Annotated in this window: 12 protein-coding genes and 1 riboswitch; of the genes, 7 read left to right on the plus strand and 5 right to left on the minus strand. The window is 70.6% G+C overall.

Annotation, left to right across the window (positions count from 1 at the left end):
• Positions 1 to 13 precede the first annotated feature (13 nt).
• Positions 14 to 406 (plus strand): VOC family protein, encoded by a 393-nt coding sequence (locus ACUTAF_RS21335; RefSeq protein WP_445581838.1) that lies wholly within the window; start codon positions 14 to 16, stop codon positions 404 to 406.
• Between the two features lie 92 nt (positions 407 to 498).
• On the opposite strand, the gene ACUTAF_RS21340 is transcribed toward ACUTAF_RS21335, so the two are convergent.
• On the minus strand, positions 499 to 1,110 hold the full coding sequence (locus ACUTAF_RS21340; RefSeq protein WP_445581839.1) for a LysE family translocator: 612 nt from the start codon (positions 1,108 to 1,110) through the stop codon (positions 499 to 501).
• A gap of 96 nt (positions 1,111 to 1,206) precedes the next feature.
• Here ACUTAF_RS21340 and ACUTAF_RS21345 point away from each other — a divergent pair, with 96 nt between their 5' ends.
• On the plus strand, positions 1,207 to 2,184 hold the full coding sequence (locus tag ACUTAF_RS21345; RefSeq protein ID WP_445581840.1) for a GlxA family transcriptional regulator: 978 nt from the start codon (positions 1,207 to 1,209) through the stop codon (positions 2,182 to 2,184).
• Positions 2,185 to 2,430: 246 nt separating this feature from the next.
• On the opposite strand, the gene cobJ is transcribed toward ACUTAF_RS21345, so the two are convergent.
• From cobJ to cobG, 4 genes are all read right to left on the minus strand, one after another.
• Positions 2,431 to 4,086, minus strand: coding sequence for a precorrin-3B C(17)-methyltransferase (gene cobJ / locus ACUTAF_RS21350; RefSeq protein ID WP_445581841.1), 1,656 nt, complete (start codon positions 4,084 to 4,086; stop codon positions 2,431 to 2,433).
• A 141-nt stretch (positions 4,087 to 4,227) separates the two neighbouring features.
• Positions 4,228 to 4,971 carry a precorrin-2 C(20)-methyltransferase gene (locus ACUTAF_RS21355; protein ID WP_445581842.1) on the minus strand — a complete coding sequence of 248 codons (744 nt, stop codon included), beginning with the start codon at positions 4,969 to 4,971 and terminating at the stop codon, positions 4,228 to 4,230.
• Positions 4,968 to 5,594, minus strand: coding sequence for a precorrin-8X methylmutase (locus tag ACUTAF_RS21360; protein WP_445581843.1), 627 nt, complete (start codon positions 5,592 to 5,594; stop codon positions 4,968 to 4,970). The genes ACUTAF_RS21355 and ACUTAF_RS21360 overlap by 4 nt, the downstream gene beginning before the upstream one ends.
• Positions 5,587 to 6,900: a precorrin-3B synthase gene (gene cobG / locus ACUTAF_RS21365; protein ID WP_445581844.1), complete on the minus strand. Its 1,314-nt coding sequence runs from the start codon at positions 6,898 to 6,900 to the stop codon at positions 5,587 to 5,589. The genes ACUTAF_RS21360 and cobG overlap by 8 nt, the downstream gene beginning before the upstream one ends.
• Before the next feature lie 97 nt (positions 6,901 to 6,997).
• A riboswitch (cobalamin riboswitch) is annotated at positions 6,998 to 7,189 on the minus strand.
• 181 nt (positions 7,190 to 7,370) lie between these two features.
• Here cobG and cbiE point away from each other — a divergent pair.
• The 5 genes from cbiE (at position 7,371) to ACUTAF_RS21390 (ending at position 13,354) form a co-directional block, all read left to right on the plus strand.
• Positions 7,371 to 8,573 (plus strand): precorrin-6y C5,15-methyltransferase (decarboxylating) subunit CbiE, encoded by a 1,203-nt coding sequence (gene cbiE / locus ACUTAF_RS21370; RefSeq protein ID WP_445581845.1) that lies wholly within the window; start codon positions 7,371 to 7,373, stop codon positions 8,571 to 8,573.
• Positions 8,570 to 9,295, plus strand: coding sequence for a cobalt-precorrin-6A reductase (locus ACUTAF_RS21375; RefSeq protein WP_445581846.1), 726 nt, complete (start codon positions 8,570 to 8,572; stop codon positions 9,293 to 9,295). The genes cbiE and ACUTAF_RS21375 overlap by 4 nt, the downstream gene beginning before the upstream one ends.
• A gap of 239 nt (positions 9,296 to 9,534) precedes the next feature.
• On the plus strand, positions 9,535 to 10,227 hold the full coding sequence (locus ACUTAF_RS21380) for a (2Fe-2S) ferredoxin domain-containing protein (RefSeq protein WP_445581847.1): 693 nt from the start codon (positions 9,535 to 9,537) through the stop codon (positions 10,225 to 10,227).
• A 142-nt stretch (positions 10,228 to 10,369) separates the two neighbouring features.
• Positions 10,370 to 11,554: a C17 cyclopropane fatty acid synthase CfaB gene (gene cfaB / locus ACUTAF_RS21385; protein WP_445581848.1), complete on the plus strand. Its 1,185-nt coding sequence runs from the start codon at positions 10,370 to 10,372 to the stop codon at positions 11,552 to 11,554.
• Positions 11,555 to 11,602: 48 nt separating this feature from the next.
• Positions 11,603 to 13,354 carry a sensor histidine kinase gene (locus ACUTAF_RS21390; RefSeq protein ID WP_445581849.1) on the plus strand — a complete coding sequence of 584 codons (1,752 nt, stop codon included), beginning with the start codon at positions 11,603 to 11,605 and terminating at the stop codon, positions 13,352 to 13,354.
• Positions 13,355 to 13,646: the final 292 nt, after the last annotated feature.

The raw sequence follows: 13,646 nt of genomic DNA on the forward strand, positions 1-13,646 counted from the left end.
ACGAGGAGGCTGCATGTTTTCCCATATCTGTATCGGCGTGAGCGACTTCCCACGGGCCTGGGCCTTCTACCAGCCGCTCATGGCGTTGCTGGGCATCGAGCTGCGCTTTGTCGATGAGCACAAGCCCTGGGCTGCCTGGCAATCGAAGCCGGAGCCCCGGCCGTTGCTGCTGATCGGCAAGCCTTTCGACGGCGCCGCCCATCATCCCGGTAACGGGCAGATGGTGGCGCTGTTGGCGCAGAGCCGCGCCCTGGTCGACCAGGCCCATCGGCTGGCGCTCGCCCAGGGTGGACGTTGCGACGGCGCACCGGGCCTGCGCGCCGAATACCACCCGCACTACTACGGCGCCTACTTTCGCGACCCGGACGGCAACAAGCTGTGCGTGGTCTGCCACCAGCCCGAGTGAGTCGTCTCGCGGTTCTGTAGGGTGCGCCGTGCGCACCGCCAAGCGGCACACCCGAATCGCGGTGCCCGCCTCAATCGCTCTGCGGCAGCACCCTAGCGGGCGATCGGCAGGGCCAGGCCGAGCAGCACGAACAGCATGCCGCAGCTGCGGTTGAAGGCGCGGCCGCCGCGCTGCAGCCAGGGGCGGATGCGAAAGGCCAGCAGCGCCAGGATCAGCTCGACCAGGAACTCCACCGCGGCGAAGGTCGCGGCCATCACCACGAACTGCGTCAGCAGGCCGCGCTGCGGATCGAGGAACTGCGGCAGGAAGGCGCCGTAGAACAGGATCACCTTGGGATTGGCCACCGCCGACAGCAGGCCCTGGCGGAACAGGCTGACGGCCGCTGGCAGGGTGTTGTCCACAGCCAGGCCAGGCAGCAGCGCCGGGGTTCGCCACAGCTGCACGCCGAGCCAGATCAGGTAGGCGCCGCCGAGCCATTTCAGCGCCAGCAGAATGCCGGGCGCGGCCTTGAGCAGGGCGCTGAGGCCGAACATGGCGAGGGCGATCAGCAGGCTGAAGCCGGTCACCCCGCCGAGGATGGTGGCCAGCGCATGGCGTGCGCCATACAGGCCGCCATGGGTCAGCGCCAGCAGGCTGTTGGGGCCGGGGGTCAGCGCCAGGCCGAGGGTGGCGACGAAGTAGACCAGCCAGAGATCGAAGGCCATCGTGGGGCTCCTGTGGATGCGCCGCCAGTCTAGGCGCTCGCGGGGGCGCAAATAAGGTAGATTCTGGTCATCTACCGGTCGATCCTGGACTAGCCCATGGCCGAAAGCCCCGATCTGCGTTTTCTCCTGCTGCCGCTGCCGGAGTTCGCCCTGCTGCCGTTCGGCGGCTTTCTCGATAAGTTGCGCTTCAGCGCCGACGACGAGGACTACAGTCGCCAGCGCTACTGCGCCTGGACCATTCTCGGCCTGCAGCCGGGGCACGTGCCGTCCAGCAGCGGCGCGGCGCTGCGCATCGAGGCCACGCCGGACCAGGTCGACCTGGCCGAGCATGACTACCTGGTGCTGTTCGGCGGGCGCAACGCGCAGGCCACCGCCGCGCTGGCGCCGGCCTACCGGTCGCTGCTGCGCCAGGCGGCGCGCGCCGGAGTGAAGCTGGTGGCGATCGACAACGCCAGCTTCCTGCTGGCCGCCTGCGGCCTGCTCGACGGTCACCGGGTGGCGGTGCACTGGCGCCACGAGACGGAATTCCGCGCCAGCTTCCCGCACCTGCGCCTGGCCCGCGAACGCCTGTATTGCCTCGACGGCGCGCGGATCTCCTGTGCCGGCGGCACGGCCGCGATCGACCTGGCGGTGGAACTGCTGGCCCAGGGCAGTGGCCGGGCGCGGGCGCTCAAGGGCCTGGCCGACATGCTGGTGGACGAGACACGCAGCGGCCAGCATGCGCTGCGCTCGCTGCACACGGCGCCGAGCGGCGAGCGCCACGTCGACCGCGCCATCGCCCTGATGCGCCACGGCCTGGCCAGCGCCGACGGCATCGAGCAACTGGCGGCCAGCGTCGGCATCAGTCGCCGTCAACTCGACCGCCTGTTCCACGCCAGCCAGGGCATGAGCGCGCGCGAGTACTGGAACGAGTTGCGCCTGCAGCATGTGCGCTGGCGCCTGCTCAACTCCAGCCACAGCCTGGCGCAGATCGCCGACGAGATCGGGGTCAGTGATGCCAGCCACCTCGGCAAGCTGTTCCGCCAGCGTTTCGGCCTGGCGCCGGGGGCGTTGCGCCGGCAGGGCGGTGTCTGACGCGGGCGTCACGCCGGGTTCGGCCAGGCCGCCCTCATCTATGGGAGCCGCGCCCACGCGGCGAATGTCATGGACGACGCCCCTGTCGCAGGCTGGCCGCAACCGCCTTCGCGCCGGGGCGGCGCTCCTACAGCGATTGGCGCCTTGGTCTTGCAGCGGCGCGCTTTGTCGGAGCCGGCTTGCCGGCGATCGGTGCGGCCTGATTCGACTGATCGCCCGCAAGCAGGCTCCTACAGAGGAGAGTCATCACCGGGCGCTGTCTGGATACCAGCGCGGCGTATAGACCCATTCGCCGCCGTCGGCGCGGGGGAAGCGGCGGGTCTGGCTGGAGCCGATGATCACCAGGGTGCGCATGTCGACCATCTCCGCCGTCAGCTCGCCGAGGGTCAGATTGCGCAGGGCCTCGGCAGGCCGGCCGATATCGCGGCCGAGCACCACCAGGGTCTGCGGCGCACGATGCTGGCGCAGCAGCTCCAGGGCGCGACCGAGCTGCCACGGCCGGGCCTTGGAGATCGGGTTGTAGAAGGCCATGGCCAGATCCGCGGCGGCGGCATGCTGCAGGCGCTGCTCGATCACCGCCCAGGGCTTGAGGTTGTCCGACAGGGAGATCAGGCAGAAGTCGTGGCCCAGCGGCGCGCCGGCGCGGGCGGCGGTGGCCAGCGCAGCGGAGACGCCCGGCAGCACCTCCAGCTCGACGCCGTGCCAGGCGTCGTTTAGCGGACTTTCCAGCGCTTCCATCACCGCCGCGGCCATGGCGAATACACCGGGGTCGCCCGAGGAGATCATCGCCACCCGCCGGCCGCTGGCCGCCAGCTCGAAGGCATGGGCGGCGCGCTGCAGCTCCTCGCGGTTGTCGCTGGGATGCACGCATTGATCGGCGCGCAGCGGGCCGGCCATCTTCAGGTAGGTGTCGTAGCCGAGCAGGTCCTCGGCCTGGTCCAGGGCGCGGCGCACCGCCGGGGTCATATGCTCGGCAGCGCCAGGGCCGAGGCCGACCACGCTGAGGCGGCCGCGACGCTGGCCGAGGCGCTCGATCTGCAGCGGCTGCTCGCCCAGCAGCAGGCGCAGGCCGTCGCCCCGGTGGCATTCGGCCGGCAGCTGGGAGTCGCTGTGGATAAAACGCAGCGGCAGCTTCAGTTCCGCTGCTGCCGCATGCAGCTCGCTATTGACCATCCAGCGCCTGTCCGCGAGCAGCACGGCCAGTGCCTGCGGCGCCAGCTTGGCATCGCTCAGCGCCTGCTGCAGGCGAGCGGGCAGGTCGGCGCCGGGGCGCTCGATCAGCGCGGCGGCGCAGCGCGGGTGGATCAGCAGTTCCCCGGCGCGGGGCGGACGTTGCTCGGCGGTGATGTGGATAACCCGCGAGGCGGTCTTATCCACAGGCAGCTGCGCATCGTCCAGCCAGGGCGCCCGGCCTTCGATGCGTACGCTTTCGCCACCGAGCAGGTCGCTGACGAAGCGCTTGCCCTGCTGCAGGTCGGCCAGGGCGTAGCCGGCCGGCGGCTCCAGCAGGCAGGTGCCGAAGCGCAGCTCGCCGCTGGTGGTGATCGCTGGCGTCACGCCGAGGTGCGCGGCGAGTTCGCGGGCCAGGCGGTTGACCCCGGCCAGGCCGCCGAGCAGCGGCACCACGGCGCTGCCATCCTCGGCCAGGGCCAGCACCGGTGGTTCGGTGCCCTTTTCCGCCAGCAGCGTGGCCAGGCTGCGAATCACGATGCCGGCGGCGCACAGCACCAGCAGCGGCTGGCCGGCGCGATAGAGGGCGCGCAGATGGTCGCCGAAGTCGTCGTAGTGGCGCTCGGCACCATCGGCGCGCCCGCGCAGGCCATGGATCAGCGCCTGTGGATAAAGCGCCTGGACGCGGCGTGCAGTGGCCAGCGCGCTGGCGCCGAGGATAAGGATATTCATGGAGTGTCCTTGCAATCCGATATGGGGGGGCCCGAATTGCCTCCGGGTTACTCGCCTCGAGACATGTTCGTAGGAGCCCGCTCGCGGGCGATCTGCCTGTAATGAATCGCCGGCAAGCCGGCTCCTACAGCGTTGGCGGTGTTATCCGCGCCATTTCTGCCCGGGCAGCAGAATCATCGAGAAGTACGGCGACGCCATCGGCTCCACCTCGTCCAGCGCGACTATCTTCTGGCTGGCCATGGTCGCCCGCTCGACGTAGTGGGCGCGGTCGTCCAGGCCGAGCTTGCGCAGCACGCGGCGGACCTTGTCGAAGTTGCGCCCGAGCTTCATCACCACGGCCGCCTCGGCATCGCGCAGGCGCTGTTCCAGCTCGTCTTCCGGCAGTACGCCGGAGAGCACGCTCAGGCTCTGGTTGCGGTACACCAGCGGCGTGCCGAGCACCGAGGCGCAGCCGAGCATGGAGCACACGCCGGGCACCACCTCCACCTCGTAGCGCTCGGCCAGGCGGTCGTGCAGGTACATGTAGGAGCCGTAGAAGAACGGGTCGCCCTCGCAGATCACCGCCACGTCCTGGCCGGCGTCGAGCAGGCGGGCGATCTGCTCGGCGCAGGTGTCGTAGAAATCGGCGATCACCTCCTCGTAGGACAGCGGCGGGGCGAGCTTCTCGGTGGTCACCGGGTAGACCAGCGGCAGGCGTTGCTGCGCCGCGTCCAGGTGCTCTTCGATGATGCCGAAGGCGTTACCGCCGTGGCCGGCGTTGTGCTTGGCCTTGGCCACGAAGTAGGCCACCACCGGCGCCGCTTGCAGCAGACGCAGGGCCTTGAGGGTGAGCAGCTCGGGGTCGCCGGGGCCGACGCCGAGACCGAGCAGACGACCGGCCATCATTCCACCTCCGAGGCCAGGGCGTTGACCGCGGCCACCGCCATGGCGCTGCCGCCGCGGCGGCCACGCACGATCACGTAGGGCACACCGCGGCTGTCGGCGGCCAGGGCGTCCTTGGACTCGGCGGCGCCGATAAAACCCACTGGCATGCCGATGATCAGCGCCGGTTTCGGCGCGCCGGCGTCGAGCATCTCCAGCAGGTAGAACAGCGCGGTGGGGGCATTGCCGATCACCACCACGCTGCCTTCCAGGTGCTCGCGCCAGTGCTCCAGGGCCACCGCCGAGCGGGTGTTGCCCAGTTCGCGGGCCAGCTCCGGCACGCTGGGGTCGTGCAGGGTGCAGATCACTTGGTTGTTCGCCGGCAGGCGCGGGCGGGTGATGCCCTCGGCGACCATGCGCGCATCGCAGAGGATCGGCGCGCCGGCCAGCAACGCGGCGCGGCCAGCGGTGCCGGCACCGGGGGAGAAGCGCAGATCCTCCACCACGTCGACCATGCCGCAGGCGTGGATCACCCGTACGGCGAGTTTCTCCAGGTCGGCGGGGATGCCGTCCAGGTCGGCTTCGGCGCGGATGGTGGCGAAGGAGCGGCGGTAGATTTCCTGGCCGTCGCGGATGTAATCAAGCATCGGGGGTTCCTGCGGAAGGTTGGCGGGCGAACCAGGCGCCGGCCTCGTCGATGGTCATGGCCGGCGCCAGCAGACGGCCGAAACCGGGCGCCGCGGGCGTGCGTTGGTAGAGCTGGTAGTGGTCGGGCGTGCTGGCCAGCAATGTGTAGGTCTGCACACGGGCGCTGGCGCAACTGCGCGGACAGGCGCTGAGGTGTACCTGCGGGCGGGCGCGGCTTGCGCGCAGCCGCTCGGCCAGGTGCAGGGCGTGCTGCTTGCTGTCGGCCAGACCGCGGGCGCAGGCGGTCGAACCGGCGCAGGCGACCAGGCCGAGCAGCGGCTCGTCGGCCTGAGTCAGCAGGCCCAGCTGATCCAGCTCAGCCAGCAGCTCACTGGCGCGGGCTTCGGGGACATTGCCCAGCAGCAGACCTTGCCAGGGCGTCAGGCGCAGGTCGCAGTCGCCATAGCCCTCGCTTAGCTCGGTGATGGCGAGTAGCTGGTCGGCATGCAGCCGGCCGAGGCGGGCACCGGCGGCCACCATGCACAGGCCGGGTTGCGCCTGTGGATAAATCCCAGCCGGCGCGCGCTCGACGGTGGCGGCAGGTTGCCGAGTGGCCGGCACCGGCTGCAGGGCAAACTCCAGACGCGCCTGCAGGCGCTGCAGCAGTTCTGCGGCCGGAATCTGTGCCAGTAACTGGCGCATCCGCGACTGCTCGGGCGTGGCCAGTTCGAGGAAAAGCAGCAGCAGCTGGTGCACCAGCTCGAGCGCCTGGGTCGCCTCGATGCGCGCCAGCGGCGCATCAATCGGGCAGCCGGCCAGGCCCAGCAGCAGGTGGTGTTGGTCTTCGGCGGCCAGCCACAGGTCGTGCGGATGCTCGCGCATCGCCAGGGCCTCGCCGCCATCCAGTTGCAGGGCGAACTTGGGAGGCAGCGCATGCAGCGCGGCGCTGTCCTGCAGCAGGTCGAGCAGCTGGGCCGCCAGCGGGCGCACGTCCATCCGCGCCTGCGGGTCGAGGCCGGCGGCGGGGCTGAGCAGCAGGTTGCGCACGTCGTCGGCGGCGGCCACGCGTGGGCCGAGGCCGGCGCTCAGCAGGGCCTCGATCAGCGCGCTTTCCTGACCGGGCAGCACGCCGCGGATCTGCAGGTTGCTGCGGTTGGTCAGCTCCAGCACACCGCTGGCGCCATGCCGCGCCGCCTCGGCAATGGCCCGTGCCTGGGCGCTGCGCAGCACGCCGCCGGGCAGCTTGATACGGCAGATGCCACCGTCCAGCGCGGGGACGATGCGCAGCAGGCCGGGACAGGCGGAAGGGCGAATGGAGGTGTGCAAGCGGTCACCTGTGGCTAACGACGCGGCGACCGAACCAGCGAAATCCGCCCACAGGGGGATTCCATGGCATCGGTACACCCCGCCCGATGTTGGCACTCGCGACCAGCGTTCGTCGGCAGGTCTCCTGGCTGACAGGTCTTCGTCCGCCGCGCCTTCCCGGTTACCCAGTGGCCGATTGCATTGGACTCGCTGCTTACAGTTGCGGGGGCAGCCACGGTTTTACCGTGTTCCCTCTTAGGCCCGTTATCGAGCCTGATTCAGGGGGCTAGCGAGCTAGAGCCAGGCAAGGCGGAAGTGGCTGAGAACGCGGAGTTTACGAGTAGTAAATGAGCAGTTCGAAGCCAGTTCCAACGCAGCATGGCCGACGCGCAGCAGACACCTGTTCAGGCTCTTGGGCACCGACGAAGGCTGTATTATGCCCGCTTTGCCCGGCGCCGCGACACGTGCTCCGTCGGCTACGAGGAGATTGGATGAAACCCTGGTTGACCCTGGTCGGCATCGGCGAAGATGGCTATCCCGGCCTGGGCAAGGCCGCGCGCCGCGCCTTGCTGGCGGCCACGCGCATCCTCGGTGCGCCGCGCCAGCTGGCCCTGCTGCCGCCATGCATCGGCGGCGCGCGGGAAAGCTGGCCGAGCCCCTTCGACCTCCAGCCGCTGCTGGCCCGGCGCGGCGAGGCGCTGTGCGTGCTGGCCAGTGGCGACCCGATGTTCTACGGCGTCGGCGCCAGCCTGGCGCGGCAGGTCGCCGCCGATGAGCTGCGCGTGCTGCCGGCGCCGTCCTCGGTGTCGCTGGCGGCGGCGCGCCTGGGCTGGCCGTTGCAGGAGGCGGAGGTGCTGTCGCTGGTCGGCCGGCCGCTGGCCACGCTCAACGCCCGGCTGTTTCCCGGCGTGCGCCTGCTGCTGCTGAGCGCCGATGGCGATACGCCGGCGCAGGTCGCCGCGGCGCTGCGTGAGCGCGGCTTCGGCGCCAGTCGCCTGACGTTGCTGGAACATCTTGGCGGTCCTGACGAGCGCCGTATCGACGGCCTGGCCGCGAGCTGGAATCTGCCGCGCGGCGCCGATCTCAACCTGCTGGCTGTCGACTGCCTGGCCGACGCCGGGGCAACGCCGCTGCCGCCGACCTGCGGCCTGCCGGACGAGGCCTACCGTCATGACGGCCAGCTGACCAAGCGCGATGTGCGCGCGGTGACCCTGGCGCGCCTGGCGCCGCTGCCCGGCGAGCTGCTGTGGGACGTCGGCGCCGGCTGCGGCTCCATCGGCATCGAGTGGCTGCGCGCGCACCCGGCCTGCCGCGCCATCGCCATCGAGGCCAACGAGGGGCGCCAGGATCATATCCGCCACAACCGCGATGCCCTCGGCGTGCCCGCCCTGCAACTGGTCGCCGGGCGTGCGCCCGAGGCGCTGGCCGGGCTGCCGGCGCCGGATGCGATCTTTATCGGCGGCGGCGTCACCCTGCCCGGCGTGCTGGATACCTGCTGGGCGGCGCTCAAGCCGGGCGGACGGCTGCTGGCCAATGCCGTGACCCTGCAGAGCGAGGCGGCGCTGGTGGCCTTCCGTGAACGGCACGGTGGCGAATTGCTGCGCATCTCGGTGGCCCAGGCGCAGCCGCTGGGCGGCTTCGACACCTGGCGCGCGGCGCTGCCGATCACCCTGCTGGCGGTGCGCAAGCCGTGAGCGCGCGACTCCTGCTGCTCGGCGGCACCGCCGAGGCGCTGCGCCTGGCGCGCCGGCTGGGGCCGGAGACGCTCTACAGCCTGGCCGGCCTCGGTCGGGTGCCTGATGATCTGGCCTGCCACGTGCGGGTTGGCGGTTTCGGCGGTGCCGAAGGCCTGGCCAGGTTCATCGCCGCCGAAGGCATCGAGCTGCTGCTGGACCTGACCCATCCCTACGCGGCGCAGATCAGCCACAACGCCGCCCACGCCGCCGCGATCGCGGGCGTACCCTGCTGGGCGCTGCGTCGCCCCGGCTGGCAGCCAGGCCCCGGCGACGACTGGCGCGAGGTGGATGGCTGGGACGCGCTGATCCGCGCGCTGGCGCCGTTCGAGCGGCCGTTGTTCACCTCCGGGCGCGAGCCGCTGGCGCACCTGCACGAGATTCCCGCTCACCAGCGCTGGACGGTGCGCTGCCTGCAGGCCGAGCCGGCACCGCCGCGCGCCGAGGTGATCGGCGCGCGCGGGCCGTTCGCGCTGGAGGAGGAACGCGCGCTGTTCGCCCGCCTCCAGTGCGACGTGCTGGTGAGCAAGAACAGCGGCAGCGCCGCCACCGAACCGAAGCTGCAGGTCGCCCGCGAGTTGGGGCTGCCGGTGCTGCTGCTGCGCCGGCCGCAGTTGCCGACGGTGGCGCGCGAGTTCGCCGAGCCGGCCGAACTGTACGAGGCGTTGCAGGCCCACCTGTAGGAGCCCCGCCCCGGGGCGAAGCTCGCCTTGTCCATTCGCCTGTATTCGCCGCGGCGCGCGGCTCCTACCAAGCCGAATCGATCGTTCCCACGCTCAGCGTGAGCATTCAGCCCTGGACGCTCTGCGTCCATCACGCTGGCGCAGCGTCCAACTGCAGGTGTCCACGCAGAGCGTGGGCACCATCGGTAACCGACCGCTAGGACAGGCTGCTAGACTGCCGGCCCGTTCTGGAGAGCCCGATGAGCCAAGCCCCCTACGCCCGCATTCTGTTTATCGGCCCCGGCCTGGGGCGTGGGGCATCGGCCGAGCGCTTGCGCCAGCGGATCGAGACGCTGCTGGGCGCGGCGCAGCTGCACGACAGCGAGCAGGACGGCTGCTGGCAGGCCATCGATGAGGCGCCGCGCCCGCTGCTGGTGGTGGACCTGGAGCCGCGCGCCGATGCCGCGCACCGCGACTGGCTGCGCCAGCGCATCGCCGAGCGTGGCGATGGCGCGCAGGTGTTCGTGCTCTGCACGGCGCTGGAAGACGCCTGGCTCGATGGCCTGGGCGCACTGCTCGAACGCCGCGAGCTGCATCTGCCCTGCAGCGACGTGCCGCCGCTGCCGGCGCAACATGCCTGGTCGCAGATCCCGCCGCACGCCCAGCGCCTGCTGCTGTGCAACGGTCCGCGCTGCACGCGCAAGGGCGCGCTGGGGCTGTGGAAAACCCTGCGCCAGCGGCTCAAGGCCGCGGGCAGGCTGGAGTGCGAGGGCGGCGTGCACATCACCCGCAGCCAGTGCCAGTTCCCTTGTGACCTGGGGCCGACCGCGAGCCTTTATCCACAGGGCGAGTGGTACGGCATCAAGGACGAGGCGGCGGTGATCCGCCTGGTCGACGAGCGTCTGGTCGCCGGGCGGGCGCTGCCGGAGCTGCGCATCGACCGCGACAAATAGCGCCAGGCCCGCGCCCTGCGGCCCGCGGGGCAACACCGGGGCTACGGCTTGCTAAGCTTGGTCTATTGAACCCATAGCCTGACAGCGCAGTCATCTGAACTAGGCTGGACGTTATCCACATGCATCCGTAGGAGGGTTTCGCATGCTTGCGCAACTGCCAGCGGTTTTTCGCGAGCTTCAATTGCCGTTGCGCCTGCGTCTGTGGGACGGCAAGCAGGTCGACCTGGGCCCGCAGCCGCGGGTGACCCTGGTGGTGAGGGACCCGAGTCTGGTCAGCCAGCTGGCCCGTCCCAGTCTGGACGCGCTCGGCGGCGCCTACGTCGAGGGGCGCATCGATCTGGAAGGGCCGATCGATCAGGTCATCGCGGTGGGCGATGCGCTGACCAGCGCGTTGCTCGGCGACCACGCCGCACCGGTGGAGCTGCGCACCAGCCACGACAAGCACAGCGACGCCGCTGCCATCAGCTACCACTACGACCTGTCCAACGACTTCTACCGCCTCTGGCTGGACCGCGACATGGTCTACTCCTGTGCCTACTTCGAGACCGGCGAGGAGGATCTCGACCAGGCCCAGCAGGCCAAGCTGCGCCACCTGTGCCGCAAGCTGCGCCTGCAACCCGGCGACAAGCTGCTCGACGTCGGCTGCGGCTGGGGCGGCCTGGCGCGTTTCGCCGCGCGCGAATTCGGCGCCCGGGTGTTCGGCATCACCCTGAGCCAGGCGCAGCTGGAACTCGGTCGCCAGCGGGTGGTCGAGGAGGGCCTGGCCGACAGGGTCGAGCTGCAACTGCTGGACTATCGCGACCTGCCGCAGGACGGCCGCTTCGACAAGGTGGTCAGCGTCGGCATGTTCGAGCACGTCGGCCACGCCAACCTGGCGCTGTACTGCCAGCGCCTGTTCGGCGCGGTGAAGGCCGGCGGCCTGGTGATGAACCACGGCATCACCGCGCGCTTCACCGACGGCCGCCCGGTGGCGCGCGGCGCCGGCGAGTTCATCGACCGCTACGTGTTCCCTCAGGGCGAGCTGCCGCACCTGGTTACCATCAGCAGCGCGATCAGCGACGCCGGGCTGGAGATCGTCGACGTCGAGAGCCTGCGCCTGCACTACGCGCGCACCCTGCGGCTGTGGAGCGAGGGTCTGGAGCGGCAACTGGACAAGGCCGCGCAATGGGTGCCGGAAAAATCCCTGCGCATCTGGCGGCTGTACCTGGCCGGCTGCGCCTATGGCTTCCAGCACGGCTGGATGAACCTGCACCAGATTCTCGCGGTGAAGCCGCGCGAGGACGGCAGCCATGACCTGCCCTGGACGCGTGCCGACCTCTATCGCTGAGAACCTGCTGGAGTAAGATGCCGCCCGACTCCGTCGTTCGAGCCGCCCATGCCCCTGCCGCCGCAGCACCGCTACCGCGTCCTGTTCACCGTCCTGGCGATTCTCGCCGGCCTGCTGCTCGCCGTCTGGCTGGGTGGGCGCTACGCCGAGCAGCGCGCCTGGGCCGAGCGCAGCCTCGAGGCGCGCGGCCAGCTGCAGCTCTACGCCCAGTCGATCCGCACCCTGGTCGAGCGCTTCAGCTCGGTGCCCGAGGTGCTGGCGCTGGACAGCGATATCAAGAGCCTGCTGCGCGCGCCGCAGGACCGCCAGCTGCGCCAGGCGCTCAACCTGCGCCTGGAGCGGCTCAACGCCGCCGCCGGCTCCACCGTGCTGTATCTGCTCGATGCCCGTGGCGAGGCCCTGGTGGCCAGCAACTGGCGCGACTGGAGCAGCTTCGTCGGCAACAACTACGCCTTCCGCCCCTACTTCCAGGACGCCCTGCGCGACGAGGGCGCGCGCTACTTCGCGGTCGGCGTGACCACCGGCATCCCCGGCTACTTCCTCTCCCATGCGGTGCGTGACGACGACGGCACGCTGCTCGGCGTACTGGTGGTCAAGCTGGAGCTGGAAGACCTGCAGCGCGAATGGGTCGACCAGCCCGGCGTGCTGCTGGTGGCCGACAGCTACCAGGTGGTGATTCTCAGCAGCAAGCCGGCCTGGCGCTTCCGCGCCCTGCAGGCGCTGGACGAGCAGGCGCGCGCCGAACTGGTGGAGGTGCGCAAGTACGCCGAACAGGCGCTGCAGCCGCTGGCGCAGCAGGTCCACCGGCACATCGATGCGGACACCCAATGGGCGCGGGTGGACGGCCCCGACGGCAGCCGCGACTACCTCTGGCAGCGCCTGGCCATGCCCGAGGAGGGCTGGACCCTGCACCTGCTCGGCGAGCCGTCCGGGCTGGCCGACAGCGTGCGCAGCTACCGCCTGGCCGCCGCCGGGGTGTGGATGACCCTGGCCTTCCTCCTGCTGTTCCTCGCCCAGCGGCGCAAGAACCAGCGCCTGCAGGCCGGCATCCGCGAGCGCCTGGAGCGCGAGGTGGAGCTGCGCACCGCCGAGCTGCGCGAGGCCCAGGACGGCCTGGTGCACGCCGCCAAGATGGCCGCCCTGGGGCAGATGTCGGCGGCCCTGGCGCACGAGATCAACCAGCCGCTGACCGCCCTGCAGATGCAGCTCGGCAGCCTGCGCCTGCTCCTCGACAGCGGCCGCCCCGAGGCGGTGCGCGAGGGCCTGCAGCGCATCGATGGCCTGCTGCAGCGCATGGCGGCGCTGACCGGCCACCTGAAGACCTTCGCCCGCAAGACCCCGGCCGGGCTCAGCGAACGCCTGTGCCTGGGCGACGTGCTGGAACAGGCGCTGCAGCTGCTGGCGCCGCGCATGCGCAGCGAGCAGGTGGAGCTGCGCACCTGCATCGATGACGAGGCGCAGGTGCTCGGCGATGCGATTCGTGTCGAGCAGGTGATCCTAAACCTGCTGCACAACGCCCTCGATGCCATGACCGACAGCGAGGTGCGGCGGCTCGACGTGCACATCGCCCGCGAGGGCGACAGCTGCCTGCTGAGCGTCGAAGACAGCGGCGGCGGCATCGCCGAGGACGCGCTGGATCGGGTGTTCGAGCCGTTCTTCACCACCAAGCCGGTGGGCCAGGGGTTGGGGTTGGGGCTGGCGGTGTCCTACGGCATCGTCCGCGACCTGGGCGGCAGCCTGCAGGCCAGCAATGGCGAGCGCGGCGCGCTGTTCACCCTGAGATTGCCGGCGGCGCGGTAAAAGGCTATGTCCCAATTGGCTGTTGCAGCCGTTGGCAGGGCACGACACAGCACCTGAAGGAACCCGCGAACACAGCGTAGGAGCCCCGCCTCGGGGCGAAACGATTGCGGCCATTGCGCACAAGCGGCGGTGCGCACAGCATTCGCCGCGGGGCGCGGCTCCTACGAAAAGCATCGACACCGTGCACCACAAGACTGGGACATAGCCCGGTAAAAACCTCGTGGGAGGGGCTTTGGCCGCGAAACACAGGGGCTCCCGTCGCGGCTGAAGCCCCTCCCACGACGGATCGGCG

The organism is Pseudomonas sp. SP16.1 (assembly GCF_052682975.1).

Coding starts and splice junctions, on each gene's coding strand:
- ACUTAF_RS21380 (WP_445581847.1), top strand. CDS start 9,535: ATGAGCCAAGCCCCCTACGCCCGCATTCTGTTTATCGGCCCCGGCCTG.
- ACUTAF_RS21355 (WP_445581842.1), bottom strand. CDS start 4,971: ATGATGGCCGGTCGTCTGCTCGGTCTCGGCGTCGGCCCCGGCGACCCC.
- ACUTAF_RS21340 (WP_445581839.1), bottom strand. CDS start 1,110: ATGGCCTTCGATCTCTGGCTGGTCTACTTCGTCGCCACCCTCGGCCTG.
- cobJ (WP_445581841.1), bottom strand. CDS start 4,086: ATGAATATCCTTATCCTCGGCGCCAGCGCGCTGGCCACTGCACGCCGC.
- ACUTAF_RS21390 (WP_445581849.1), top strand. CDS start 11,603: ATGCCCCTGCCGCCGCAGCACCGCTACCGCGTCCTGTTCACCGTCCTG.
- cbiE (WP_445581845.1), top strand. CDS start 7,371: ATGAAACCCTGGTTGACCCTGGTCGGCATCGGCGAAGATGGCTATCCC.
- cfaB (WP_445581848.1), top strand. CDS start 10,370: ATGCTTGCGCAACTGCCAGCGGTTTTTCGCGAGCTTCAATTGCCGTTG.
- ACUTAF_RS21335 (WP_445581838.1), top strand. CDS start 14: ATGTTTTCCCATATCTGTATCGGCGTGAGCGACTTCCCACGGGCCTGG.
- ACUTAF_RS21360 (WP_445581843.1), bottom strand. CDS start 5,594: ATGCTTGATTACATCCGCGACGGCCAGGAAATCTACCGCCGCTCCTTC.
- ACUTAF_RS21345 (WP_445581840.1), top strand. CDS start 1,207: ATGGCCGAAAGCCCCGATCTGCGTTTTCTCCTGCTGCCGCTGCCGGAG.